General features: G+C 66.6%; 14 protein-coding genes, 3 rRNA genes and 1 riboswitch. Of the genes, 9 read left to right on the top strand and 8 right to left on the bottom strand.

What is annotated here, in order from left to right; genetic code table 11:
- Positions 1-44: 44 nt before the first annotated feature.
- Positions 45-431 (bottom strand): cell division protein SepF, encoded by a 387-nt coding sequence (locus OIE13_RS33340; protein WP_326829198.1) that lies wholly within the window; start codon positions 429-431, stop codon positions 45-47.
- A gap of 206 nt (positions 432-637) precedes the next feature.
- Here OIE13_RS33340 and OIE13_RS33335 point away from each other — a divergent pair, with 206 nt between their 5' ends.
- On the top strand, positions 638-1,459 hold the full coding sequence (locus OIE13_RS33335; RefSeq protein WP_326645563.1) for a PhzF family phenazine biosynthesis protein: 822 nt from the start codon (positions 638-640) through the stop codon (positions 1,457-1,459).
- A gap of 180 nt (positions 1,460-1,639) precedes the next feature.
- Here the strand turns inward: OIE13_RS33335 and rrf are convergent.
- The 3 genes from rrf to OIE13_RS33320 form a co-directional block, all read right to left on the bottom strand.
- Positions 1,640-1,756: ribosomal RNA gene (gene rrf / locus OIE13_RS33330) — 5S ribosomal RNA — on the bottom strand.
- Positions 1,757-1,827: 71 nt separating this feature from the next.
- Positions 1,828-4,953, bottom strand: a 23S ribosomal RNA gene (locus tag OIE13_RS33325).
- A gap of 408 nt (positions 4,954-5,361) precedes the next feature.
- Positions 5,362-6,885: ribosomal RNA gene (locus tag OIE13_RS33320) — 16S ribosomal RNA — on the bottom strand.
- Together the 16S, 23S and 5S rRNA genes form the textbook arrangement of a ribosomal RNA operon.
- A gap of 682 nt (positions 6,886-7,567) precedes the next feature.
- Between OIE13_RS33320 and OIE13_RS33315 the strand changes: the two genes are divergently transcribed.
- The gene (locus tag OIE13_RS33315; RefSeq protein WP_326645565.1) at positions 7,568-9,628 is read left to right on the top strand and encodes a S9 family peptidase; all 2,061 of its coding nucleotides are present in this window, start codon (positions 7,568-7,570) and stop codon (positions 9,626-9,628) included.
- The gene (gene mgrA, locus OIE13_RS33310) at positions 9,625-10,653 is read left to right on the top strand and encodes an L-glyceraldehyde 3-phosphate reductase (protein WP_326645567.1); all 1,029 of its coding nucleotides are present in this window, start codon (positions 9,625-9,627) and stop codon (positions 10,651-10,653) included. The genes OIE13_RS33315 and mgrA overlap by 4 nt, the downstream gene beginning before the upstream one ends.
- Before the next feature lie 66 nt (positions 10,654-10,719).
- Here mgrA and OIE13_RS33305 read toward each other — a convergent pair whose 3' ends face one another.
- Positions 10,720-13,146, bottom strand: a complete 2,427-nt coding sequence (locus tag OIE13_RS33305; RefSeq protein WP_326645570.1) for a lysylphosphatidylglycerol synthase transmembrane domain-containing protein — start codon at positions 13,144-13,146, stop codon at positions 10,720-10,722.
- Between the two features lie 696 nt (positions 13,147-13,842).
- Between OIE13_RS33305 and OIE13_RS33300 the strand changes: the two genes are divergently transcribed.
- The 3 genes from OIE13_RS33300 to OIE13_RS33290 all read left to right on the top strand — a co-directional run bounded on the left by OIE13_RS33300 (position 13,843) and on the right by OIE13_RS33290 (position 18,234).
- Positions 13,843-15,528, top strand: coding sequence for a M28 family metallopeptidase (locus OIE13_RS33300; protein ID WP_326645572.1), 1,686 nt, complete (start codon positions 13,843-13,845; stop codon positions 15,526-15,528).
- A 36-nt stretch (positions 15,529-15,564) separates the two neighbouring features.
- Entirely contained in the window at positions 15,565-17,580 is a 2,016-nt protein-coding gene (locus OIE13_RS33295) for a molybdopterin-containing oxidoreductase family protein (RefSeq protein WP_326829197.1), read from the top strand.
- A 189-nt stretch (positions 17,581-17,769) separates the two neighbouring features.
- Entirely contained in the window at positions 17,770-18,234 is a 465-nt protein-coding gene (locus OIE13_RS33290) for a hypothetical protein (protein WP_326645575.1), read from the top strand.
- A gap of 161 nt (positions 18,235-18,395) precedes the next feature.
- Here the strand turns inward: OIE13_RS33290 and OIE13_RS33285 are convergent, their stop codons facing one another.
- The 3 genes from OIE13_RS33285 to OIE13_RS33275 form a co-directional block, all read right to left on the bottom strand.
- Positions 18,396-18,776 carry a VOC family protein gene (locus tag OIE13_RS33285; protein WP_326645576.1) on the bottom strand — a complete coding sequence of 127 codons (381 nt, stop codon included), beginning with the start codon at positions 18,774-18,776 and terminating at the stop codon, positions 18,396-18,398.
- A 124-nt stretch (positions 18,777-18,900) separates the two neighbouring features.
- Positions 18,901-19,224: a DMT family transporter gene (locus tag OIE13_RS33280; protein WP_326645578.1), complete on the bottom strand. Its 324-nt coding sequence runs from the start codon at positions 19,222-19,224 to the stop codon at positions 18,901-18,903.
- A 20-nt stretch (positions 19,225-19,244) separates the two neighbouring features.
- Positions 19,245-19,310: riboswitch (guanidine-III (ykkC-III) riboswitch) on the bottom strand.
- 21 nt (positions 19,311-19,331) lie between these two features.
- The gene (locus OIE13_RS33275; RefSeq protein ID WP_326645579.1) at positions 19,332-20,117 is read right to left on the bottom strand and encodes a class I SAM-dependent methyltransferase; all 786 of its coding nucleotides are present in this window, start codon (positions 20,115-20,117) and stop codon (positions 19,332-19,334) included.
- Between the two features lie 183 nt (positions 20,118-20,300).
- Between OIE13_RS33275 and OIE13_RS33270 the strand changes: the two genes are divergently transcribed.
- From OIE13_RS33270 to OIE13_RS33260, 3 genes are all read left to right on the top strand, one after another.
- Complete coding sequence (locus OIE13_RS33270) at positions 20,301-22,133, top strand: acyl-CoA dehydrogenase (protein WP_326645581.1); 1,833 nt, start codon at positions 20,301-20,303, stop codon at positions 22,131-22,133.
- A gap of 186 nt (positions 22,134-22,319) precedes the next feature.
- Positions 22,320-23,063, top strand: a complete 744-nt coding sequence (locus OIE13_RS33265; protein ID WP_326645582.1) for an NUDIX hydrolase — start codon at positions 22,320-22,322, stop codon at positions 23,061-23,063.
- Positions 23,060-24,040: a lipopolysaccharide kinase InaA family protein gene (locus tag OIE13_RS33260; RefSeq protein WP_326645583.1), complete on the top strand. Its 981-nt coding sequence runs from the start codon at positions 23,060-23,062 to the stop codon at positions 24,038-24,040. The genes OIE13_RS33265 and OIE13_RS33260 overlap by 4 nt, the downstream gene beginning before the upstream one ends.
- Positions 24,041-24,052: the final 12 nt, after the last annotated feature.

Here is a 24,052-nt window from a genome sequence, read left to right as displayed (position 1 = left end):
CGGAGCCGATCTCTCCGGCCCCGCATGGCCAGGCCACTGCGGAATCACCCGTTGGTGATCTCCACCTCGGCAGGAGCCAGCAGGAAGACCTTCTCCGCGATCCGCTCGATACGCCCCTCGCAGCCGTACGCCAACCCGGCGACGAAGTCGACCATCCTCGTGGCCTCGGCGGTGCTCATCCCGCTGACGTCCATGATGACCGTCTGACCGTCGCGGAAGTGCTGTCCGATGACCGGTGCGTCGTTGTACTTCATCGGCGTCAGCATCACGATTCGTGAGGGCTCGTTCATCGCGTGCCAGCGCTTGGCCGCGCGCTCCGAGGCAGACTGCCAGTCCTCGCCCTCGACCTCATCCTCGTAGTCGTAGGACTCGTCATAATGCTCGGCCCCGCTCAGACCAAGGTAGCTTGCCACCTTGCGCACTGCCCCCATCGGCTCGTCCTTTCGCCAGGACCACGCCGTACCCGGCCTGTCCCTACATCTTGGACGGTAACCGACGACCTGAAGTTCGCCATGCGACACGCCCAGCGCTTATTTCCACTTTGTACGGCTACCGCACTGGTTTGCCCGATCCCTGACTTTGCCCGATCCCCTGACTCGACTTCAACCGATATCTCCGGCACCGCTAGCATCGCATCATGCTCGTCTACACGGTCGATTCGTTTACCAGTGAATTTTTCAAGGGTAACCCTGCCGGGGTCTGCGTACTCGGCAATCCCGTCCCTGACACCTGGATGCAGTCCGTAGCGGCGGAGATGAGGCACTCCGAGACAGCCTTCCTGCTCGGAGCGGAGGACGGCGGTCCGTACTCGCTCCGTTGGTTCACGCCGGTGACCGAAGTGGCCCTCTGCGGGCATGCGACCCTGGCCACGGCGCATGTGCTGTATTCCACGGGCACGGCCCCAGAAACCCTCGAATTCTCAACGAAGAGTGGAATCCTGTCCGTGACCAGGGATAAATCAGGTTTAATCAGCATGGATTTCCCGGCAAAAGTACTCCAAGAGACGATCCTTCCCAGCGGGCTGATCGATGCGCTCGGAGTTAAACCTGTTTGGGGAGGAAAAAATGTTTGGGATTATCTCGTGGAGGTCGAGTCCGAGGAGGCCGTGCTCGCCGCGGCCCCTGACTTCCGCGCCCTGGAGGCCGTCGAGGCGCGGGGAGTCATCGTGACGGCTCGGGCATCCAGACAGGGCGCCGACTACGTCTCCCGCTTCTTCGCCCCCCGAGTCGGAGTCCCCGAAGACCCGGTGACGGGCTCCGCCCACTGCGCGCTCGCTCCCTACTGGTCCGCCAGGCTCGGCTCCGACAGCCTGGTGGGCGCCCAGCTGTCGCAGCGCGGGGGCGTGGTCCGCACGACCGTGCGGGGCGACCGGGTCGAACTGGCGGGGCACGCGGTGACCGTGCTATCCGGCGAGCTCCATACAGAGCCCGGGGTTCCGTGGCCTCCGGCCGGCCCGTGACTCCCGGTCCGCGAAGTCCTCAAAACAGAAAGGCTCCCACCGACTGGCGGGAGCCCCGGTAAGCCCCGTTTCGGGACTCCCCTGGAAAACATGAGAATCCCACCAACCCGCGGTGCAGATTCCAGGCAGAAAACACGAAGGCCCCCACCACGAATGGTGAGGGCCCTCACATGAAAGATTGTCCGGCGGCGACCTACTCTCCCACACCGTCCCCGGTGCAGTACCATCGGCGCTGAAGAGCTTAACTTCCGGGTTCGGAATGTAACCGGGTGTTTCCCCTTCGCCATAACCGCCGTAACACTATGAAACACACAAACCACTGTTTGCTGTCTCAGAATTGCCTAGTGGACGCGAGCAAGAATTGCTTTGTGGTCAAGTCCTCGGCCTATTAGTACTGGTCAGCTCCACACATTACTGCGCTTCCACTTCCAGCCTATCAACCCGGTCGTCTACCGGGAGCCTTACCCCCTCACAGGGTGGGAGACCTCATCTCAAGGCGAGCTTCCCGCTTAGATGCTTTCAGCGGTTATCCCTTCCGAACGTAGCCAACCAGCCGTGCTCCTGGCGGAACAACTGGCACACCAGAGGTTCGTCCGTCCCGGTCCTCTCGTACTAGGGACAGCTCCTTTCAAGTCTCCTGCGCGCGCAGCGGATAGGGACCGAACTGTCTCGCGACGTTCTAAACCCAGCTCGCGTGCCGCTTTAATGGGCGAACAGCCCAACCCTTGGGACCTACTCCAGCCCCAGGATGCGACGAGCCGACATCGAGGTGCCAAACCATCCCGTCGATATGGACTCTTGGGGAAGATCAGCCTGTTATCCCCGGGGTACCTTTTAGCCGTTGAGCGACGGCGCTTCCACATGCCACCGCCGGATCACTAGTCCCAGCTTTCGCTCCTGCTCGACCCGTCGGTCTCACAGTCAAGCTCCCTTGTGCACTTACACTCGACACCTGATTGCCAACCAGGCTGAGGGAACCTTTGGGCGCCTCCGTTACTCTTTAGGAGGCAACCGCCCCAGTTAAACTACCCACCAGACACTGTCCCTGATCCGGATCACGGACCGAAGTTAGACGTTCAAAACGACCAGAGTGGTATTTCACCAATGACTCCACCACCACTAGCGTGATAGCTTCACCGTCTCCCACCTATCCTACACAAGACGTTCCAAACGCCAATGTCAAGCTATAGTGAAGGTCCCGGGGTCTTTCCGTCCTGCTGCGCGTAACGAGCATCTTTACTCGTAGTGCAATTTCGCCGGGTCTGCGGTTGAGACAGCGGGGAAGTCGTTACGCCATTCGTGCAGGTCGGAACTTACCCGACAAGGAATTTCGCTACCTTAGGATGGTTATAGTTACCACCGCCGTTTACTGGCGCTTAAGTTCTCAGCTTCGCCACACACGTGCGACTAACCGGTCCCCTTAACGTTCCAGCACCGGGCAGGCGTCAGTCCGTATACATCGTCTTACGACTTCGCACGGACCTGTGTTTTTAGTAAACAGTCGCTTCCCCCTGGCCTCTGCGACCCCCACCAGCTCAGAGTGCAAAACTCATCACCAGCGAAGGCCCCCCTTCTCCCGAAGTTACGGGGGCAATTTGCCGAGTTCCTTAACCACAGTTCACCCGATCGCCTTAGTATTCTCTACCTGACCACCTGAGTCGGTTTAGGGTACGGGCCGCCACGACACTCACTAGAGGCTTTTCTCGGCAGCATAGGATCACCCACTTCGCCACAATCGGCTCGGCATCACATCTCAGACTTAATGTGCTGCGGATTTGCCTACAACACGTCCTACATGCTTACCCCAGGACTACCATCGCCTGGGCTGGGCTACCTTCCTGCGTCACCCCATCGCTTACCTACTACCAATTCAGGCCAGGCGTTCACCCTCACCCCAAACCCGAAGGCTCGGAGGGGTTAAGGACCCTTAGTATCACTGGATTCAGTATTGGCGCATCGTAGCGGGTACGGGAATATCAACCCGTTGTCCATCGACTACGCCTGTCGGCCTCGCCTTAGGTCCCGACTTACCCTGGGCGGATTAGCCTGCCCCAGGAACCCTTGGTCATCCGGCGCAGAAGTTTCTCACTTCTGATTCGCTACTCATGCCTGCATTCTCACTCGCACAGCCTCCACAGCTGGATCACTCCGCTGCTTCACCGGCCGCACGACGCTCCCCTACCCATCCACACACCTAAACCACAAAGGCTCAGTATACGTGTGAATGCCACGACTTCGGCGGTGTACTTGAGCCCCGCTACATTGTCGGCGCAGAATCACTTGACCAGTGAGCTATTACGCACTCTTTCAAGGATGGCTGCTTCTAAGCCAACCTCCTGGTTGTCACTGCGACTCCACATCCTTTCCCACTTAGCACACGCTTAGGGGCCTTAGTCGGTGGTCTGGGCTGTTTCCCTCTCGACTACGGAGCTTATCCCCCGCAGTCTCACTGCTGCGCTCTCACTTACCGGCATTCGGAGTTTGGCTGACGTCAGTAACCTTGTCGGGCCCATTAGCCATCCAGTGCTCTACCTCCGGCAAGAAACACGCAACGCTGCACCTAAATGCATTTCGGGGAGAACCAGCTATCACGGAGTTTGATTGGCCTTTCACCCCTAAACACAGGTCATCCCCCAGGTTTTCAACCCTGGTGGGTTCGGTCCTCCACGCGGTCTTACCCGCGCTTCAACCTGCCCATGCCTAGATCACTCCGCTTCGGGTCTACAGCATGCGACTCAAACGCCCTATTCAGACTCGCTTTCGCTACGGCTCCCCCACACGGGTTAACCTCGCCACACACCATAACTCGCAGGCTCATTCTTCAAAAGGCACGCAGTCACATCACAAACACTCCGAAGAATGTTTACGCTCCTACGGCTTGTAGGCACACGGTTTCAGGTACTATTTCACGACCCCTCACCGGGGCGCTTTTCACCTTTCCCTCACGGTACTTGTTCACTATCGGTCATCAGGGAGTATTTAGGCTTACCAGGTGGTCCTGGCAGATTCACACAGGATTTCTCGGGCCCCGTGCTACTTGGGATCCCCTCCAACAGTCCAACCGATTTCGCCTACCCGACTCTCACGGTCTACGGCGCCACTTCCCAGAAGCTTCGGCTATCGAAAGGATTTCTTACTGTCCGGAGGAACGGCAGCCCCTCCCAGAGGGTCCCACAACCCCGTAAACGCAACGCCTGCCGGCTATCACACGCCTACGGTTTAGCCTGATCCGCTTTCGCTCACCACTACTCACGGAATCACTATTTGTTTTCTCTTCCTACGGGTACTGAGATGTTTCACTTCCCCGCGTTACCACCAACCGCCCTATACATTCAGGCGGAGGCAACACCACATGACTGGTGCTAGGTTTCCCCATTCGGACATCCCCGGATCAAAGTCTGGTTGGCGACTCCCCGGGGCTTAACGCAGCCTCCCACGTCCTTCATCGGCTCCTGATGCCAAGGCATCCACCGTGTGCCCTAAAAAACTTGGCCACAAAGATGCTCGCGTCCACTATGCAAATCTCAAACAACAAACAGCGACCAGACCAGACCCGCCACCAACACCCACCCGGGTCGCACCCACGGTGCGCCACGAACGAGCCGGTATGACAGATGATCGGTCCCGCATGAGGCCCAAACAGACAGCAAGCCCGCCGCAAGCGGGCCCACCTCAAAGTCCGTTTCCTCAGGACCCAACAGTGTGTTCACCCCAGCGAAACCCCGCAACCGCCGTTCCCACTCCCCGGCTCCGAAGAACCAAGGCGGTACTAACCGATCAGCGATCCCGCCGAACCGAATAGCCAGCGCTCCACTAATGAGCGCGCCGTGTGCAGAACATACGCCTGCAGACACGACCTGAACCACGACCACCCGAAGACGACCGCAGCCGATGCTCCTTAGAAAGGAGGTGATCCAGCCGCACCTTCCGGTACGGCTACCTTGTTACGACTTCGTCCCAATCGCCAGCCCCACCTTCGACCGCTCCCCCCAGACAAGCTGGTTGGGCCACGGGCTTCGGGTGTTGCCGACTTTCGTGACGTGACGGGCGGTGTGTACAAGGCCCGGGAACGTATTCACCGCAGCGTTGCTGATCTGCGATTACTAGCGACTCCGACTTCATGGGGTCGAGTTGCAGACCCCAATCCGAACTGAGACCGGCTTTTAGGGATTCGCTCCACCTCACGGTATCGCAACCCTCTGTACCGGCCATTGTAGCATGTTTGCAGCCCAAGACATAAGGGGCATGATGACTTGACGTCATCCCCACCTTCCTCCGAGTTGACCCCGGCAGTCTCCAATGAGTCCCCACCACCCCCGAAGGAGCGTGCTGGCAACATTGAACAAGGGTTGCGCTCGTTGCGGGACTTAACCCAACATCTCACGACACGAGCTGACGACAGCCATGCACCACCTGTCACCCAGTCCGAAGAGGCACCCATCTCTGAGTGTTTCCGGGCGATGTCAAGCCTTGGTAAGGTTCTTCGCGTTGCGTCGAATTAAGCAACATGCTCCGCCGCTTGTGCGGGCCCCCGTCAATTCCTTTGAGTTTTAGCCTTGCGGCCGTACTCCCCAGGCGGGGCGCTTAATGCGTTAGCTACGGCGCGGAAACCGTGGAAGGTCCCCACACCTAGCGCCCAACGTTTACAGCGTGGACTACCAGGGTATCTAATCCTGTTCGCTCCCCACGCTTTCGCTCCTCAGCGTCAGGTAAGGCCCAGAGAACCGCCTTCGCCACCGGTGTTCCTCCTGATATCTGCGCATTTCACCGCTACACCAGGAATTCCGTTCTCCCCTACCTACCTCTAGCCAGCCCGTATCGAATGCAGACCTGGAGTTAAGCCCCAAGCTTTCACACCCGACGTGACAAGCCACCTACGAGCTCTTTACGCCCAATAATTCCGGACAACGCTTGCGCCCTACGTATTACCGCGGCTGCTGGCACGTAGTTAGCCGGCGCTTCTTCTGCAGGTACACGTCAACTTCGTCCCTGCTGAAAGAGGTTTACAACCCGAAGGCCGTCATCCCCCACGCGGCGTCGCTGCGTCAGGCTTTCGCCCATTGCGCAATATTCCCCACTGCTGCCTCCCGTAGGAGTCTGGGCCGTGTCTCAGTCCCAGTGTGGCCGGTCGCCCTCTCAGGCCGGCTACCCGTCGTCGCCTTGGTAGGCCGTTACCCCACCAACAAGCTGATAGGCCGCGAGTCCATCCCCAACCGAAAAACTTTCCACACCCACCCGATGCCGGGAGGTGTCGTATCCGGTATTAGACCCAGTTTCCCGGGCTTATCCCAGAGTCAGGGGCAGGTTACTCACGTGTTACTCACCCGTTCGCCGCTCGAGTACCCCGAAGGGCCTTTCCGCTCGACTTGCATGTGTTAAGCACGCCGCCAGCGTTCGTCCTGAGCCAGGATCAAACTCTCCAAACAATGTCTGAACAGTTGCTCCCGGCTGAAAGCACCCATCTCACATGATGGATGTTCAACCAAAGGAATCCGTCCTCCCACCCCAAAGGGCAGGTCGGACAGGGTTGTGCTTCATGCACTGGCTTTTAACACACTGTTGAGTTCTCAAGAAACGGACGCGTACACCGTCGTCCCGACCGGACTCGATCGGAGAACCAGGGGCGGTTCGTTTTATTCTGTTCTTTCGTTGTGCCGTTATTCTTTCAGGCCCGCTTTTCCGTGTCAAACCGGCTCGTTTTGAAGCGATTGACTTGATCTTGCAGGTCTTGCTGGAATTCGACGACCCCGTTTCCGGGGCAACCCCTCAAACTTACCAGCACCTGAGCGGCTCTGCGAACCGGACTCTGGAACCGTTGGGTTTCAAAGGGATTGTCGGCGGACACGACACAAGCCATACGGAAGTCACCGGAGTGATTAGAGTGGTTTGCGCCGGACCCTGCCGACTTCAAAAGATTAGCAGTCTTCCAAGACCGCTCGGAACGTAACGGTGAACCCCGTACAGGGAACCCTCGGGCCGGCCGGAGGAGACGAGTCCGGCTCGCGAGCAGCCCGAGGCAAGCCGCAGCAGGCAGAGGTGGATCGAGACCACTCGCCCGACCGGGCGAGCGATCCGAACGGGGACCGGCGGAAACATAGACTCGACTGGGTGAGCAGCCAGACGCCGCCGACGGCGAAGAAGGTTCCCAGCGAGCGCGTGCACCACGGGGACACCGTGGTCGATGACTACGCGTGGCTGACGGTCAAGGACGACCCGGAGGTAGTCGCCTACCTGGAGGCGGAGAACGCCTACACGCAGGAGGCGACCGCCCACCTCAAGCCCCTGCAGGAGACGCTCTTCCAGGAGATCAAGGGGCGCACCCTTGAGACCGACCTCTCGGTCCCCACCCGCAAGGGCGGCTGGTGGTACTACTCGCGGACCGAGGAGGGCAAGCAGTACGGCATCCAGTGCCGGGTGGCGGCGGACGGCGAGACCCCGCCCGAGTTGAAAGCCGGCGAGTCGCTTCCCGGTGAGGAGGTCCTGCTCGACGGCAACGAGCTCGCCGGAGACTCCGGCTTCTTCTCGATCGGTACCAGCTCGGTCAGTTCCGACGGCACCCTGCTGGCCTACTCCACCAACTTCACCGGCGACGAGCGCTTCACCCTGAAGGTGAAGAACCTCGCCACCGGCGAGACCCTCCCCGACGAGATCCCCGGCATCTTCTACGGCGGCGCCTGGTCGGCCGACGGCACGACGTTCTTCTACACGACCGTCGACGAGGCCTGGCGGCCCAACCAGGTGCACCGGCACACGATCGGCAGCCCCGCCAAGGACGACACGCTCGTCCATGAGGAGGCCGACGAGCGGTTCTGGGTCGGCATCGGGCTCAGCCGCAGTGAGCGCTACCTGGTCCTCTCCGCCGGAAGCAAGATCACCAGCGAGGTGCGCGTCCTTGAGGCCGACGACCCCACCGGCGAGTTCCGCGTCGTCCGGCCCCGGGAGACCGGCGTCGAGTACGGGGTCGACCACGCGGGCGACCACTTCCTGGTTCTGCACAACCGGAACGCGGAGAACTTCGAGCTGGCCATCGCGCCACTCGACGCCCCCGGCGACTGGACGCCGCTGATCGAGCACCGCGCCGACACCCGGCTGCTCGACGTCGACGCCTTCGAGGGCCACACCGTCGTGCACTTCCGCCGAGACGGGCTCACCGGCATCCGCATCCTGCCCCGTGCCGGGGAGGCGTACGAGATCTCCTTCCCCGAGCCGATCTACGACGTGGCCCCGTCGGGCAACCCGGAGTTCGTCACGGGGCGGCTGCGGCTCGGCTACACCAGCATGGTCACCCCGCCTTCGGTCTACGACTACGACCTGGCGGCGCGCGAGCTGGTCCTGCTGAAGCAGAAGGTCGTGCTCGGCGGCTACGACCCCGCCGACTACGAGCAGTTCCGCGAGTGGGCGACCGCCTCCGACGGCACCCGCGTCCCGATCTCGATCGTGATGAGAAAGGGCACGGAGCGGCCGGCCCCCGCGGTGCTGTACGGCTACGGCAGCTACGAGATCTCGATCGACCCCTCGTTCTCCATCGCGAGGCTCAGCCTGCTCGACCGGGGCTTCGTCTTCGCCATGGCGCACGTCAGAGGCGGCGGTGAGATGGGCCGCCACTGGTACGAGGACGGCAAGTTCCAGAAGAAGAAGAACACCTTCACCGACTTCGTCGCCGCCGCAGAGCACCTCTCGGCCGCCGGCTGGTCGAGCGCGATCGTCGCCAGGGGCGGATCGGCGGGCGGGCTGCTGATGGGCGCGGTCGCCAACCTCGCGCCCGGGACCTTCGCGGGCGTGGTGGCGGAGGTGCCGTTCGTGGACGCGCTGAACACGATCCTCGATCCCTCGCTGCCGCTGACCGTGATCGAGTGGGACGAGTGGGGCGACCCGCTGCACAACCCCGAGGTGTACGCGTACATGAAGTCGTACACGCCGTACGAGAACGTGGACGGCCGGGTCTACCCGCCGATTCTGGCGATCACCAGCCTCAACGACACCCGGGTCTTCTACCACGAGCCCGCCAAGTGGGTCGCGAAGCTCCGCGACGTCGCGGACGGCGGGCCGTTCCTGCTCAAGACGGAGATGGGTGCCGGACACGGCGGCCGCAGCGGCCGGTACGACTCCTGGCGTGAGGAGGCCTTCACCCTCTCCTGGATTCTCGACACAGCCAAGGTGACACAGTGACATACATCGCGGCAGATGACAGATACCACGGACGCCGGCCGTACAACAGGGTCGGTAAGAGCGGGCTCAAGCTGCCCGCCGTCTCGCTGGGGCTCTGGCACAACTTCGGTGACGACAAGCCCTTCGAGACCCAGCGGGCCATCCTGCGCAGGGCCTTCGACCTGGGGATGACCCACTTCGACCTGGCCAACAACTACGGTCCGCCGCCCGGGTCCGCGGAGACCAACTTCGGCCGGCACTTCCGCGAGGACTTCACACCGTACCGGGACGAGCTGGTCATCTCCACCAAGGCGGGCTACGACATGTGGCCCGGCCCCTACGGCGAGTGGGGATCGCGCAAATACCTGCTGTCCAGCCTGGACAGGTCGCTGGAGCGGATGGGGCTCGACTACGTCGACATCTTCTACAGCCACCGCTTCGACCCGGACACTCCGCTGGAGGAGACGATGGGCGCGCTGGACCACGCGGTCCGGTCGGGCAGGGCGCTGTACGCGGGCATCTCGTCCTACTCGCCCGAGCGCACCGCGGAGGCCGCGCGGCTCCTGCGGGAGATGGGCACGCCGCTGCTGATCCATCAGCCCTCGTACTCGATGCTGAACCGGTGGATCGAGGGTGGGCTGCTCGACGTCCTGGAGGAGGAGGGCGTGGGCTGTATCGCGTTCTCCCCGCTGGCGCAGGGCATGCTGACCAACCGCTACCTGAACGGGATCCCCGAGGGGTCGCGGGCCTCGCTGGGACGCTTCCTCACCCCGGGGATGCTCACCGAGGAGACGATGCGGCACATCCGCACCCTGAACGAGATCGCGGGCAGGCGTGGCCAGTCGCTGGCGCAGATGGCACTGGCATGGGCGCTGCGCGACAGGCGCGTCACGTCGGTGCTGATCGGCGCGAGCAGTGTGGAGCAGTTGGAGGACAGTCTCGCGGCCGTGGAGAACACGTCGTTCGACGCCGCGGAGCTTGAGGCGATCGACAGGGACGCGGTCGACGCGGGCATCAACCTCTGGGCCAGGTCGAGCGAGGCCTGACCCCCGTCCCTCCGGGGACCGCCGGTGTCGGCGGTCCCCGGACGAGAGCACCTCACGGGACAGGGCCTAGAGCGCTTGGTGCCGCTGAAGGTACGCGAACGAGGCCCAGCCGGGCAGGACCGGCAGCCAGAAGGTCAGCAGCCGGAACAGCAGCACGGCTGAGGTCGCCACCTCACCGGGCAGGCCGGAGAGGGTCAGGCCGACCGACAGGGACAGTTCGACGGCGCCGAGGCCGCCGGGGGTGGGGGCTGCCGAGCCGATGGCGTTGCCCGCGAGAAAGACGATGGCGACGGTGGCGAAGTTGAGGGAGCCGCCGAAGGCGCGGACGCAGGCGTCCAGGCAGAGCACGAAGAACAGGGTGAGCATCAGGGTGCCGCTGAAGCCCTCAATGATCTTCCGGGGCGACTGGAGGACGTCGAGCAGGCGCGGGATGACGCCGGAGAACAGCGAGCGGAGCCTCGTGGTGATCATGCGACGCAGGCGCGGCACGCCCACGATGACCAGCACCACCACGGCCACGGCCAGCAGCGTCAGCACGAGCGTGCGCGACGGGGTGAACGACGAGGCGGTGCCGGAACCGGTGATGTAGGCGAACAGCAGGAGCAGCGCGATGTGGAATGCCAGCCCGATGAGCTGGGAGGCACCAACGCTGGCCACCGCCTGCCCCAGAGGGATGCCGCGTTTCTGCAGGTAGCGGGTGTTGATCGCGACCCCGCTCACCGCGGCGGGCGCGACGAGCTTGACGAACGACCCGGCGAACTGGACGAGCACGGTACGGCGGAGAGGCAGTTTCTCCGGCACGAAGCCCATCAGCATGAGGGCTGCGGCGACGTAGCTCATCATCGCGGCGACCAGTGCCACGCCGGTCCAGCTCCACTTGGCCGATGTGATCATGTTGAGGTTGATCTGGGTCAGGTAGTAGACCAGGAAGTACGCGGCGAACGCGGTGCCGATGATGGTGATCAGGGTCCTGGGGCGGAAGCGCTCCAGGCGCACCTCCTCGGCCTCGGCCCTGGGCGTGAGCTCGACGATCCGCTCGCGGATCTCGGTGAGCAGTCCCTTGTTCTTGTTGAGTGCGGCCCTGGTCTCGCGGATCAGCGCGATCCGCTGAAGCAGTGGGAGCGCGTCGGCGAGCAGGCCCGGACCGGCCCCGGCAGCGGCGGCGTTGACCGCCCGCTGGGCGCCGACGCGCAGGCTGAGGTAGGTGAGCAGCTGGGCGATGTCCAGGCGGAGCAGCAGGTCACCGGCGGCGATCTCACCGCTCCGGGCGTCTGTGAGGACGACCCGGCCATCGCGGTCGACATGGATGCTGTCGCCGGTCAGCCGCCGGTGGGCGAGCCGCTGGACCTGCAGGAGCAGGACCTGCTCCCAGATCTGGGCGAGCAGGTTGTCGTCGATCTCCTCGTCGGGGATGTCGTCGAGCGCGCGGGTGGGGATGTGCTCGTAGGCGAGCAGCGCGGCCTCCGTGCCGATCTCGCCGGTGCCGACGAGCCGGGGGGTGCTCACTCCCGCCGCCTGCGCGGCGTACGCCATGAGGGCTTCGCGTTCCAGTTCGGCGCGGAGCGAGCGGATGGCCTTGCGTCGGGTCTCGGAGTTGAGGAGGATGCGCCGCCAGAGGCGGTAGAGCACCCCGGCGACCTGTCGGTCCCGGTCGAGGACCGTGACGTCGAGGCGGTTGCCGTTCTTGAGTTCCACGGCGTAGCGGCGACTGCTCTGGTGGTCGTCGTCAAGCCTGCGGGCCCTGACGGGGACGAAGCCCAGCTTGCGGAGCACGCTGACGACCGCACTGCCCGGGGGGCGCGTGTTGGGGCTGCCCACGCCGTACAGGGTGGCGTAGCCGACGGCCAGCCCGACCAGGATGGAGACGACGATGCCGAGGATGGTGGCGGCGAGCCCGGCGAACAGGGCGACGGCGTTGAGCGCGACCGCGCTCCACAGTGCCGCCCGCCAGGTGGGGCGGCGGGATATGCGCACCGCGGTGACGTAGGCGATGATCGGGGTGAGCAGCGTGTTGACCGGCTCGACCCCGGCTCTGCCACCGGTCAGCAGGAGCCTCAGGTCCTCGGGTCCCGCGTTGACGATCCACTCGCCGAGTACGAAGGAGAGCACCATCGCGGCGATGGCCGCGAAGAGCCCCTCGGCTACCCGGAGGCCGTCGCGGTGCAGCACCCGTTCGATGGCGAAGGCGATGGGCACGCCGAGCATGGCCGAGGCGCTCAACACCCCGGCCACGCCGCTGAGCAGGAACGGCGCCCGGCTGGTGCCGTCGGCGACATCGCCCTCCAGGCCGTTCAGGGTCTTCTTGGCGACGAGGGCGAGCAGGATCACGGCCACGAGCCCGAGCAGGGTCGCCAGGAACCGCAGCAGGTCCGAGGGGCGGCGGATCCGCTGGGGAAGCAGCGGCTCGATGACGCGCACGGCTAGATCGCCGTCCGTCGCCGGTCGTGTGCCGTCGTCGGACGCCGTTCCGTCCAGCTCCTTGATTTCCGTCACCGCCAGTGATTCTGCATGTTCCGCATTACAGCTGCGTCACCAACCTTCTCCCCGGTATCCGCGATCAGAGCCATGCGCGTCTCGGCAGCCTCCAACAGTCTTGACACTCTGACTTACATCTTGGCGCCTGAAATCAGAAAACCGGGCCACATGGTGACATCGCATGCGCCCTGATCGGCGAACGGGCGGATCAGGCGATCGCGGACCGCTGGACCGCGTCGATCGCCGCGAACAAGGTTCCCGGTGTCCGGGCGGGCGGGGCGGGCGGGGCGGGCGGGGCGGGCGGGGCGGGCGGGGCGGGCGGGGCGGGCGGGGCGGGCGGGGCGGGCGGGGCGGGCGGGGCGGGCGGGGCGGGCGGGGCGGGGCAACATACCGACGATCGGCCTCCGCCCTGCCGCTCGAAGAGATCACAGACTCCTGGTGCACACCTATCCCGGTCTCAACAAGAGGGACAGAGCGAACACAGCGTACCTGTCCGAGATGGAGAATTGACCCTCCTACCTGCGGGAATACTGGATTCAGCGGGTGCCGGACTGGAAGGCTGGCCGTCATGTTCCCGCTCCCCGCCCGCAGCCCGCAGGACCGCGGGCGGGGAGCGAGAACGCCCCGTCGCGGTCACCTCTCACCGCCTTCATGGGAGGGCGGCCATTCCACTGTTTTCAAGTAACGCCGTCCCCGATGTCAGAGGAGCCTGACTTGAGTGCACGTGCCTTCGGGAGAGTGCTGGCCGCCGTCACCATCGCCTCGGTCACGATCCCGCCCGTCGTCAACACGGCCTGGGCCACGACCCCGCCCGGAACGGTGCGGCCCGCCACCTCCGCACCGGAACCGGTGGACGCCGGTATCCACGGCCCGTCCGGCCTGCCCTCGGAACCGCCTCCGGAGAGCCCCCTGCCGCCGGGCGCGGAGGCGTTCGGGCGGTCGATCAAGCTCGCGTCCGTCAAGCGACACCTGGAAAGGTTCCAGGAGATCGCCACGGCCAACGGCGGCAACCGGGCCGCGGCCACCCCTGGCCACGAGGCCTCGGTCTCCTACGTCGCGGACAGACTTCGCGCCGCCGGGTACCAGGTCACCCTGCAGGAGTTCGGGATCCCCTTCTTCCACGAGCGGGCGGTTCCCGTGCTGGCGCGAGTGTCACCCGCGGCCAGGGCGTACGCGCCCGGCACCGACTTCCAGACGATGACGTACTCCGGCTCGGGGAAGGTCACGGCTCCGGTGCAGGGAGTGGACCTGGTGCTGCCGCCGGCCCCGAACGCGACCTCCTCCTCCGGATGCGAGGCGAGTGACTTCAACGGGTTCGTCCGGGGGAACATCGCCCTGATCCAGCGTGGCTCCTGCAGCTTCCAGGTCAAGGCGGAGCGGGCCCAGGCGGCCGGCGCGTCCGGGGTGGTCGTCTTCAATGAGGGGCAGCCGGGTGAGGCTCTCGCCGACCGCAGGATTCTACTGAGAGGCTCGGTCAACACCTCCGGCATCAAGATTCCGATCGTCGGAGCCACCTTCGCGGCAGGCAAGGAGCTGTCGGCGCCGGGAACGACCGCGACGCTCACGGTGGACGCCGAGAGCGACCCCGGCCGCAGGACTCGCAACGTCATCGCCGAGAGCCGCCAGGGCGACCCGGACCGGGTGGTCATGCTCGGCGCCCACCTGGACAGTGTCATGGCGGGACCCGGCATCAACGACAACGGCTCCGGGACCGCGGGCGTCCTGGAGACGGCGCTGGCGGCGAAGGACCTGCGGACGAGGAACAGGCTGCGCTTCGCCTTCTGGGGTGCGGAGGAGCTGGGCCTGCTCGGTTCCACCCACTACGTGGCCCATCTCTCGGCGGCGGAGAGGGCGAAGATCAAGCTGTACCTGAACTTCGACATGATCGCCTCGCCGAACTACGTCCTGGGGATCTACGACGGCGACAACTCCGACACGGGCCTGGACACACGTCCACCTGCCGGTTCCGACCGGATCGAGAAGCTCTTCCAGTCGTACTTCGACGCCGTGGGCAAGCCGCACCAGGAGGCCGACTTCACCGGCCGCTCCGACTACGGCCCCTTCATCAAGGTGGGCATCGCCGCGGGCGGGCTGTTCACCGGCGCCGAGGGCCTCAAGAGCGCCGAGGAGGCCGAGAAGTTCGGCGGCAAAGCCTGGGCCCCCTACGACAGGTGCTACCACCAGGCGTGCGACACCCTCGCCAACATCGACGACGGGGCGCTGGAGGTGAACGCCTCCGCGATCGCCGCGGCGGCGTACGTCTACGCGTACGCTCGCGATCTCCCCGGTGATCCCGTCGCCCCCGGCTCCACAGGAGGACCGGAGGTCGGAGGACCCGGAACCGGTGGGGGCGGGCTGGGACACGACCACCACCACGAGCCCCCCGGGCTTCTCCGGTGACCCCCGCGCTCTCCGGGCGCGGCTACAGTCGAGGGCATGTCGTCAGGCGAACTTCGAGTGCTGGGGGCGTGCCCGCTTGACTGCCCCGACACGTGCTCCTGGGTGGTGACCGTCCAGGACGGCGAGGCCGTCAAGATGCGCGGCAACCCTGACCATCCCTACACCCGTGGCGCACTCTGCGTGAAGGTCAACCGCTACCTGGAGCACACCCGGGCGGCCGACCGCATCCTGCACCCGATGCGGCGGACCGGCCCCAAGGGGTCCGGCAGATTCGAGCGGATCAGCTGGGAAGAGGCCCTGGAGGAGATCTCCGTACGGCTGCGCGGCATCGTCGACGAGCACGGCGGCGAGGCGATCTGGCCCTATATGGGCACCGGCACGCTGGGGTACGTCCAGGGGGCCGAGGGGGTGGCGGGGCGGCGGTTCTGGAACGTCCTCGGCGCGTCGAGGCACTTTCCGAACATCTGCTCGTCGGCCGGCAACTCCGGGCTGCGGCAGGTCTACGGCACGCCGGGCGGGATGGATCCGGAGACGTTCGCCCTGTCCCGGCTCATCCTGCTGTGGGGCACGAACACGCTGACCAGCGGGCACCACCTGTGGAAGTTCATCCAGGACGCCCGCGCGGCGGGGGCGCACGTGGTGGCGATCGACCCGATCCGGACCCGCACCGCCGAGCAGGCCGACGAGCACCTGCCGATCAGGCCGGGCACCGACGCGGCCCTCGCCCTGGGGCTGATGAACGTCGTGCTCGCCGAGGGCGCCGAGGACCGCGACTACCTGGAGAACCACACGAGCGGCTGGGAGAACCTCCGCGAGGAGATCCTGCGCCACCCCCCGGCACGCGTGGCGGAGATCACCGGGCTGCCCGAGAGCGACATCCGGGCCCTGGGGGCGCGGCTGGCGCACACCCGGCCCACCGGTATCCGGGCCACCATGGGCGTGCAGCGGCACGCAGGCGGCGGCACCGCGATGCGCACGATCGCCGCCATCCCCGGCGTGACCGGCGACTGGCGCCACCCCGGCGGCGGGATCGCGTACTCCACCAGCGGGCACATCCACCTGAACATCGACACCCGTGACGACCTGCTCGCCCGGCCGGTCCGCACGCTCACCATGACCCGGCTGGCCGACCAGCTGGACGAGTCGGTGAAATGCCTGTGGGTGTACGCGGCCAACCCGATGAGCTCCACCTCCGACCAGAACCGAATCCGCGAGAAACTGACGCGCGATGACCTGTTCACCGTCGTGATGGAGCAGTTCCCGACCGACACCGTCGACTACGCCGACATCGTGCTCCCCGCCACCATGCAGATCGAGCACGCCGACCTGCACGCGGGCTACGGGCACATGTACCTGATGTGGAACTCACCCGCGGTCGAGCCGCCGGGCGAGTGCCTGTCCACCACCGAGACGTTCCGCCGCCTGGCTCGGCACATGGGGCTCACCGAGCCGTCCCTGTACGACTCCGACCTGGAGCTGGCCGAGCAACTGCTCTCCTCGGGCCATCCGTCGCTGGAGGGCGTCACGCTCGACCGGCTGCGCGAGGAGGGCTGGGTCCGCCTCAACGTACCGCGGCCGTTCGTGCCGTTCACCGAGGGCTTCCCGACGCCCTCGGGCCGGATGGAGTTCGGCGCGGGACCTGCCTACGTCCCGCCGCGCACCGCCTCGGCCGCGCCGGGACCGTACCCGCTGGCGCTCATCACCCCCGCCTCCCACACCTTCCTCAACACCATCTTCGGCAACAACCCCGAGTTGCTGCGGCGCTCGAAGGGCCCGCGGGTCCTGGTCAACCCCGCCGACGCCGTACCGAGGGAGCTGAGCGACGGGCAGCGGGCCCGGGTGTTCAACGCCGGCGGCGAGTTCGAGGCCGTGGTCGAGATCAGCGAGAGGGTCCGGCCGGGCGTGATCGCGTCCACCAAGGGGCACTGGCGCAAGCTGAGCTCGGGGGGTGCGACCGTGAACGCCGTGGTGGAGGCCCGCGACGCCGACATGGGCCGCGGCGCCGTCTATCACGACAACCTGGTCGAGATCGGCCCGTGCGCCGCCGGGTGACCAACCGGCGGGGCGGGAGCCCATGAGGTGCCCGGAGCGGCCCCGCCCGTATCCCCGGCACCCCGCGTGCCCCTCGCGGAGACCTCCCAAGGGAGCCTCCGCCTGTCACCGGAGGGAGCTGACGGGTAGGGGAGGAATCAGGGTTGCTCCCCGATGTGAGCAAGGGGGCTGGGGAGGCAGGCTGACGGCATGAACGACGAACTGACTCGACGTGACGAGATGTCCCTCGCCGGAGCGGCGCTGCACGGCGCTCCCTGGAAGGCCGCCGCGGTGACCGGCGGCGCGGTGGCCGCCACCGGCTTCGGGCTGGGCGCACTCACCGGTGGCGGGGATCTGACCTGGGCGATGGTGCTCGGCATCAGCCTGTTCTCGCTTATCGCGGCCATCGGCTCGATCAGCAAGCCCAACAGCGGGGACCGGGTGACCCGGCAGGCCCGGCTCTGGGCGCTGCGCCACCCCTGGAGGTTCGCCCTCTACCCCTCGCTCGGCGCCGCGATGCTCATGTATCCGGTGCAGCTCATCGTCGATGGCGAGGGCGTGTTCAGCGCGGCGCTGGACGCCCTGCAGGGTGGGGTGGTGGTCTATCTGATCACGGCTGTCCTGGCGCTGACCCTCAAGGGTCGCGGCCAGGCCTCGCTTCCCGGCGGTCGCTGAACCCTCGGGTGATCGCCGATCTTCCGGTGATCACCCGTCCTCGTGGGGATCGCCGAGTCCCGCGGGCGGCCGGTTCTCGTGTCGGCAGCCGCCGGTCGCCTTCGGTCGCCGAGGCTCGCGACCCGGCCGGGCCTTTCTGGAGTGACCGGGCCCCAGGCCGCTCAGGGCCGCTGGACGCGCTCGTATTCGGCGCGGCAGACGCAGAACTCGTTGCCCTCGGGGTCGAGCATCGTCACCCAGCCGGTGCCGTCGGGGTTGCGCCTGTCCTCGAAGACCGTGGCACCGAGCCCGAGCAGGCGCTCGACCTCCTCGTCGCGGGTGGTCCCCGCCGAGCCGGTGAGGTCCAGGTGAAGGCGGTTCTTGACGGTCTTGCCCTCGGGAACCTTGATGAACAGCAGATCCACCCCGCCCCCCTGGAGGAGGATCTCGTCGTCCTCCTTCTCCGTCTCCGGGTGGAGCTCCCCGCCGGTGGCGTCACGCCAGAAGGTCGCCAGTTCGTACGGCTGGGCGCAGTCGAAGGTCACGCAGTGAACAACAATCATGCGCCCAGCCAACCCGACACCAGCAAAACCGTCAAGCCGGTTTCAGGCGACTCCCTTCGGAGCCGGGCCACCCGTATCCGCCCCTCCCGAGCACGTCGTACGGCATGCTCAAGAACGCGTACGGTCAGTGGCCGCCGCCGGCGATGTTGAGTCCGACGACGCCCGCGACGATGAGCAGGATCGAGGCGATCTTGAGGGCCGACGCGTTCTCACCGAGGGCGACGATGCCCAGCACGGCGGTGCCGACGGCTCCGACGCCCGTCCAGACGGCGTAGGCCGTACCGACCTCCAGGGTCTTCAGACCCAACGCGAGCAGGCCGAAGCTGATCGCGCCGAAGACGAGGAAACCGATGCTCGGCAGCAGCACGGAGAATCCGTTGCTCAGCTTGAGCGAGTACGCCATCGCGACCTCGAACAGACCGGCGATGAGAATGACAACCCAGACCATGACGGCTCCCCTTCAATGCAGGAGCGTCGTCTTTGCCTACCGGGTACGGCGCGTCTCGTCCGGGAACGCTCCTTTTGAGGGTTCGGTTGATGGAACGCGGCAGGATCTCACTTTGATTCCCACCAGAGCGTGAACCACCGGTCCCGGGGGACCGGCCACATGTCCAGCTCGACCACGGCCGCGATGACCTCGTCGGCCCGCTCCCGACCGAGGCAGAGCCTCCGGCAGGCGCTCTCGGCGAGGTCTTCGAGCCGGGTGAAGCGGGGCAGCGGGGCCACGCGCCACTCGTGGTGCACCTCGTAGCCGAGCCCTTCGGCGATGGCGATCACGTCGTGGGCCGTGGGCCTGCGCGGGCGGGTGATGCCGTGGAAGTGCTGCCAGAGGGGATTGAGCCAGCTCATCGGGTGTTGCCCGGTGAGCTCCAGGACGACCCGGCCTCGGGCATGGCCGGTGAGCTCGGTGAGGAAAGCGGCCAGTCGCGGCACGTTGTAGACGACGTGGGCGGCGACCGCGACGTCCGCGATCGGCGTTTCGGCCGCGATGTCGGGCCAGCGGCCCCGCAGAATCCGGGCGGGGACGCCCAGGGCGTGAGCCCGGGAGGCCAGCTCGGCGAGCATGGCGTCGGAGACGTCGACCGCGATCAGCTCTCTCAGGCCGGCAGCGAGCGGCAGTGAGGCCGCCCCCGTTCCCGCACCGACGTCCAGCAGGCTCCCGCCCGGCGGGAGCGCCTCGGCCGTCCGCGCCGACGTCGGGCCCCCGGGGGTCGCGAGTGCGAGGTCGGTGCGCTCGGCGAACCGCGCCGGCGAGTGCCCCCAGGGGTCGGCCGGCGCCCTGGCCGTGATCTCCTCGGGGATGGCCCACAGCCCGAGGTCGGCCCGCCACTGTTCGTCCATGTGGCGAGCCTAGAAGAGCTTCGGGGGCCGGTCGATCGGCCCGCGTGCGGGGCATCTCCGAGTGTCGTGACGAACGTCCCAGTCGATGCGGTTTTCTGGGGGTTACTGGTGGGTAGCATTGCCGGTAAGGTTACTGGCGAGTATGGAAAGTTCCGGTTCCCCCGGTTTCAAGGAGCAGACCCCATGGGCCACTACAAGAGCAATGTCCGTGACCTGGAGTTCAACCTCTTCGAGGTGTTCGGGCGCCGGGACATCCTGGGCACCGGCCGCTACGCCGAACTGGACGAGGACGTGGTGCGGAGCCTCCTCGACGAGGTCAACCGCCTGGCCACCGGCGTGCTCGCCGACTCCTTCGAGGAGGGCGACCGCAAGCCGCCGCTCTTCGACCCCGCCACCGGCTCGGTGACGATGCCGGAGGGTTTCAAGAAGTCCTTCGCCGCCTACCGCGACGCCGGCTGGACCAACCTCAGCCTCCCCGCCGAGCTGGGTGGCCCCGGCCTGCCCAGCAGCGTGAGCTGGGCGCTGGCCGAGATGGTCCTCGGCTCGAACCCGGCCATCTGGATGTACTCCAGCGGCCCGGCCTTCGCCCACGTGCTCCACGTGATCGGCACCGAGGCCCAGAAGCGCTACGCCGAGCTGGCCATCGAGAACCAGTGGGGCGCCACCATGGTGCTCACCGAGCCGGACGCCGGCTCCGACGTGGGCGCGGGCCGCACAAAGGCCGTACGGCAGGACGACGGCACCTGGCACATCGAGGGCGTCAAGCGCTTCATCACCAGCGCCGAGCACGACCTGAGCGACAACATCTTCCACCTGGTGCTGGCCCGCCCCGAGGGGCACGGCCCCGGCACCAAGGGCCTGTCGATGTTCCTGGTCTCGAAGTACCACGTGGATCTGGAGACCGGCGAGCTCGGCGAGCGCAACGGCGTCTACGTCACCAACGTCGAGAAGAAGATGGGCCTGAAGGTCTCCACGACCTGCGAGCTCACCTTCGGCGCCAAGCACCCGGCCGTGGGCACGCTGATCGGCGAGGTCCACGAGGGCATCAAGCAGATGTTCATGATCATCGAGCACGCCCGGATGATGGTCGGCACCAAGGCGATCGCCACGCTCTCCACCGGCTACCTGAACGCCCTGGAGTACGCCAAGGCCCGGGTACAGGGCGCCGACCTGACCCGGATGGCCGACAAGTCGGCCCCGCGGGTGACCATCACCCACCACCCGGACGTGCGCCGGGAGCTGATGCTCCAGAAGTCGTACGCCGAGGGCATGCGGGCGCTGGTCCTGCTCACCGCCACCTACCAGGACGACGTGCTGATCGCCGAGCACGAGGGCCGCAGGGACAGCCACGCCGAGGCGATGAACGACCTGCTGCTCCCGCTGGTCAAGGGCGTCGGCTCGGAGCGTTCCTACGAGCTGCTCGCCCGCTCCCTGCAGACCCTGGGCGGCTCGGGCTACCTGCAGGAATACCCGATCGAGCAGTACATCAGGGATGCCAAGATCGATTCCCTCTACGAGGGCACCACCGCGATCCAGGGGCAGGACCTGTTCTTCCGCAAGGTCCTGCGCAACCAGGGCGCGGCCCTCGGCTCGCTCTACGGCGACCTGAAGGCCTTCGCCGCCTCCGAAGCCGGCAACGGGCGCCTGAAGGAGGAGCGCAAGCTTCTCGCCGAGGCCGCCGACGATGTCAAGTCCATGGCCGACACCATGGCCGGCTGGGCCATCAACTCGATGGAGACGCCGAAGGAGGTCTACAAGGTCGGCCTCAACACCACCCGGTTCCTGCTCGCCCTGGGCGACGTGGTGATCGGCTGGCTGCTGCTGCGCCAGGCCGAGGTGGCTCTGGCCGCGCTGGGCTCCGCCGAGACCGGGCAGGGCGACCAGGCCTTCTACACCGGCAAGGTCGCCGCGGCCTCGTTCTTCGCCCAGACCGTCCTGCCCCGCCTCGCCGCCGAGCGCCGCACGCTGGAGGCCACCGGCCAGGACCTGATGGAGCTGCCCGAAGAGGCCTTCTGAGCAAGCCCCCTGCTCCCGCGGCAGGCATGAAGGGCGGTCCCGCCGAAACGGGACCGCCCTTCGCGTTTCCCGGGACCCGTCCCCGGCGGCACGCCGCGCCGCCGGGGACGTGACGTCTGCGAGCGGGTTGACACCGGCCTTTGTTATTCTCATACTGAGACTGTCTCAACATGAGAAGGACATGTGATGGATGAATCCGAGTTTCTGGCGGGTTACGACCCACGGGTGTACCCGGCGGTGGCGGTGACCGTCGACGTGGTGGCGCTCACCATTCGCGGGGGCGGGTTGCGCGTTCTGCTCATCAGGCGGGGCGAGCAACCCCATGCGGGGCGGTGGGCGCTGCCGGGGGGGTTCATCCGGCCAGACGAGGATCTTCCACAGGCCGCGGCGCGGGAGCTGGCGGAGGAGACGGGGCTCTCGGGCCTCGGGGACCGAGTCCACATCGAGCAGCTCGCCAGCTACGGGACGCCCGACCGTGATCCGCGGATGAGGGTCGTGTCGATCTCCTACCTGGCGTTCGCCCCCGACCTGCCCGACCCTCGGGCGGGCACGGACGCGGCGGACGCCGCCTGGCAGCCGGTCGACAAGCTGCCGGAGCTCGCGTTCGACCACGATCGCATCCTGGCGCACGGGCTGGAGCGGGCACGCGGCAAGTTGGAGTACACCCCGCTGGCCACCGCGTTCGCCGGCGAGAAGTTCACGATCTCCGAGCTGCGCGGTGTCTACGAGACGGTCTGGGGCGTGCCGCTGCACGCGGGCAACTTCCACCGCAAGATCCTGTCGGTGCCCGGTTTCGTGGAGAGCACCGGCGAGACCACCGAGAGCGGCGGGGCCAGGGGCGGTCCCCGGGCCAAGCTCTACCGGGCCGGCGACGCCCGGCTCCTGCACCCCGCCCTGCTACGGCCCGCCGGGGAGGAGCAGATCAGATGACCACCACGGCCGAGGCGATCGCGCTGGTGACCGCCGCCCGCACTCCCGACGACCTGTTCGGCGGGGACCTTCCGCACCGGGCGTACCGGAGGCTGGCGAGGCTGCTCCACCCCGACCTCTCGCCGGGAGCCGAGGCCGCCGAGGCGTTCGCCAGGCTGGCCGAGCTCTGGGCGGCCCGCGGCGCGGCCTCGGGGCGGGCCACGGGGCGGGCCACGGAGACGGTGATCACCACCGGGCGGGGGACCTACCGGATCGGGAGCGTCTTCCGGCGAGGCGCCTCGGCCGTGCTCTACGAGAGTGGCCCGGACACGCTGCTCAAGCTCCCGCGCAGCCACGCGGACAACGACCTCATGCGCCGCGAGGCGGACGCCCTGGAGACGATCGCGCGAGACGGCGACCCGCTGCTCCTGCCGTACGTGCCGCGTCTGGTGGATTCGTTCCGCCACCGCTGCGCCGGGGTCGAGCGGCGGGCCAACGTGATCAGCCGGGCGCCCGGCGGGTTCGTCAGCCTGGACGAGGTCAGGCGGCGGCGGCCGGTGCTCGACGCGAGAGACGTGGCGTGGATCTGGCGGCGGCTGCTGGTGGCCGTCGGCGCGGCCCACAGGGCAGGGGTCGTGCACGGCGCGGTGTTCGGGCACCACGTTCTCGTCCACCCGGTCGACCACGGCCTGGTGCTCGTCGACTGGAGCCAGTCGGTACCGCTCGGCACCCCGATCACCGCCCTGGTGACCAGGCACCGCGACGACTATCCGCCGGAGGTACCGGCCAGGAAACCCGCCACCCCCGCCACCGACATCCACCTCGCCACCCGCTCCGTGGCCGCCCTCATGGGCGGCCACGCCCCCACTCCGATCAGACGCTTCGTCCGGGGAAGCCTGATGAGCCCGCCGGGCGACGCGTGGCGGCTCCTGGGGGAACTCGACGACCTGCTCGACGACCTGTACGGGCCGAGGAAGTACCGGCCGCTGCACCTTTGAGAACGTTCCACC

Origin of the sequence: Streptosporangium sp. NBC_01810 (assembly GCF_035917355.1) — a bacterium.
Taxonomy (GTDB): Bacteria; Actinomycetota; Actinomycetes; order Streptosporangiales; family Streptosporangiaceae; genus Streptosporangium.
The sequence above is the reverse complement of the archived record's forward strand: the minus strand, read 5'-3'. Positions and strand labels throughout refer to the sequence as shown.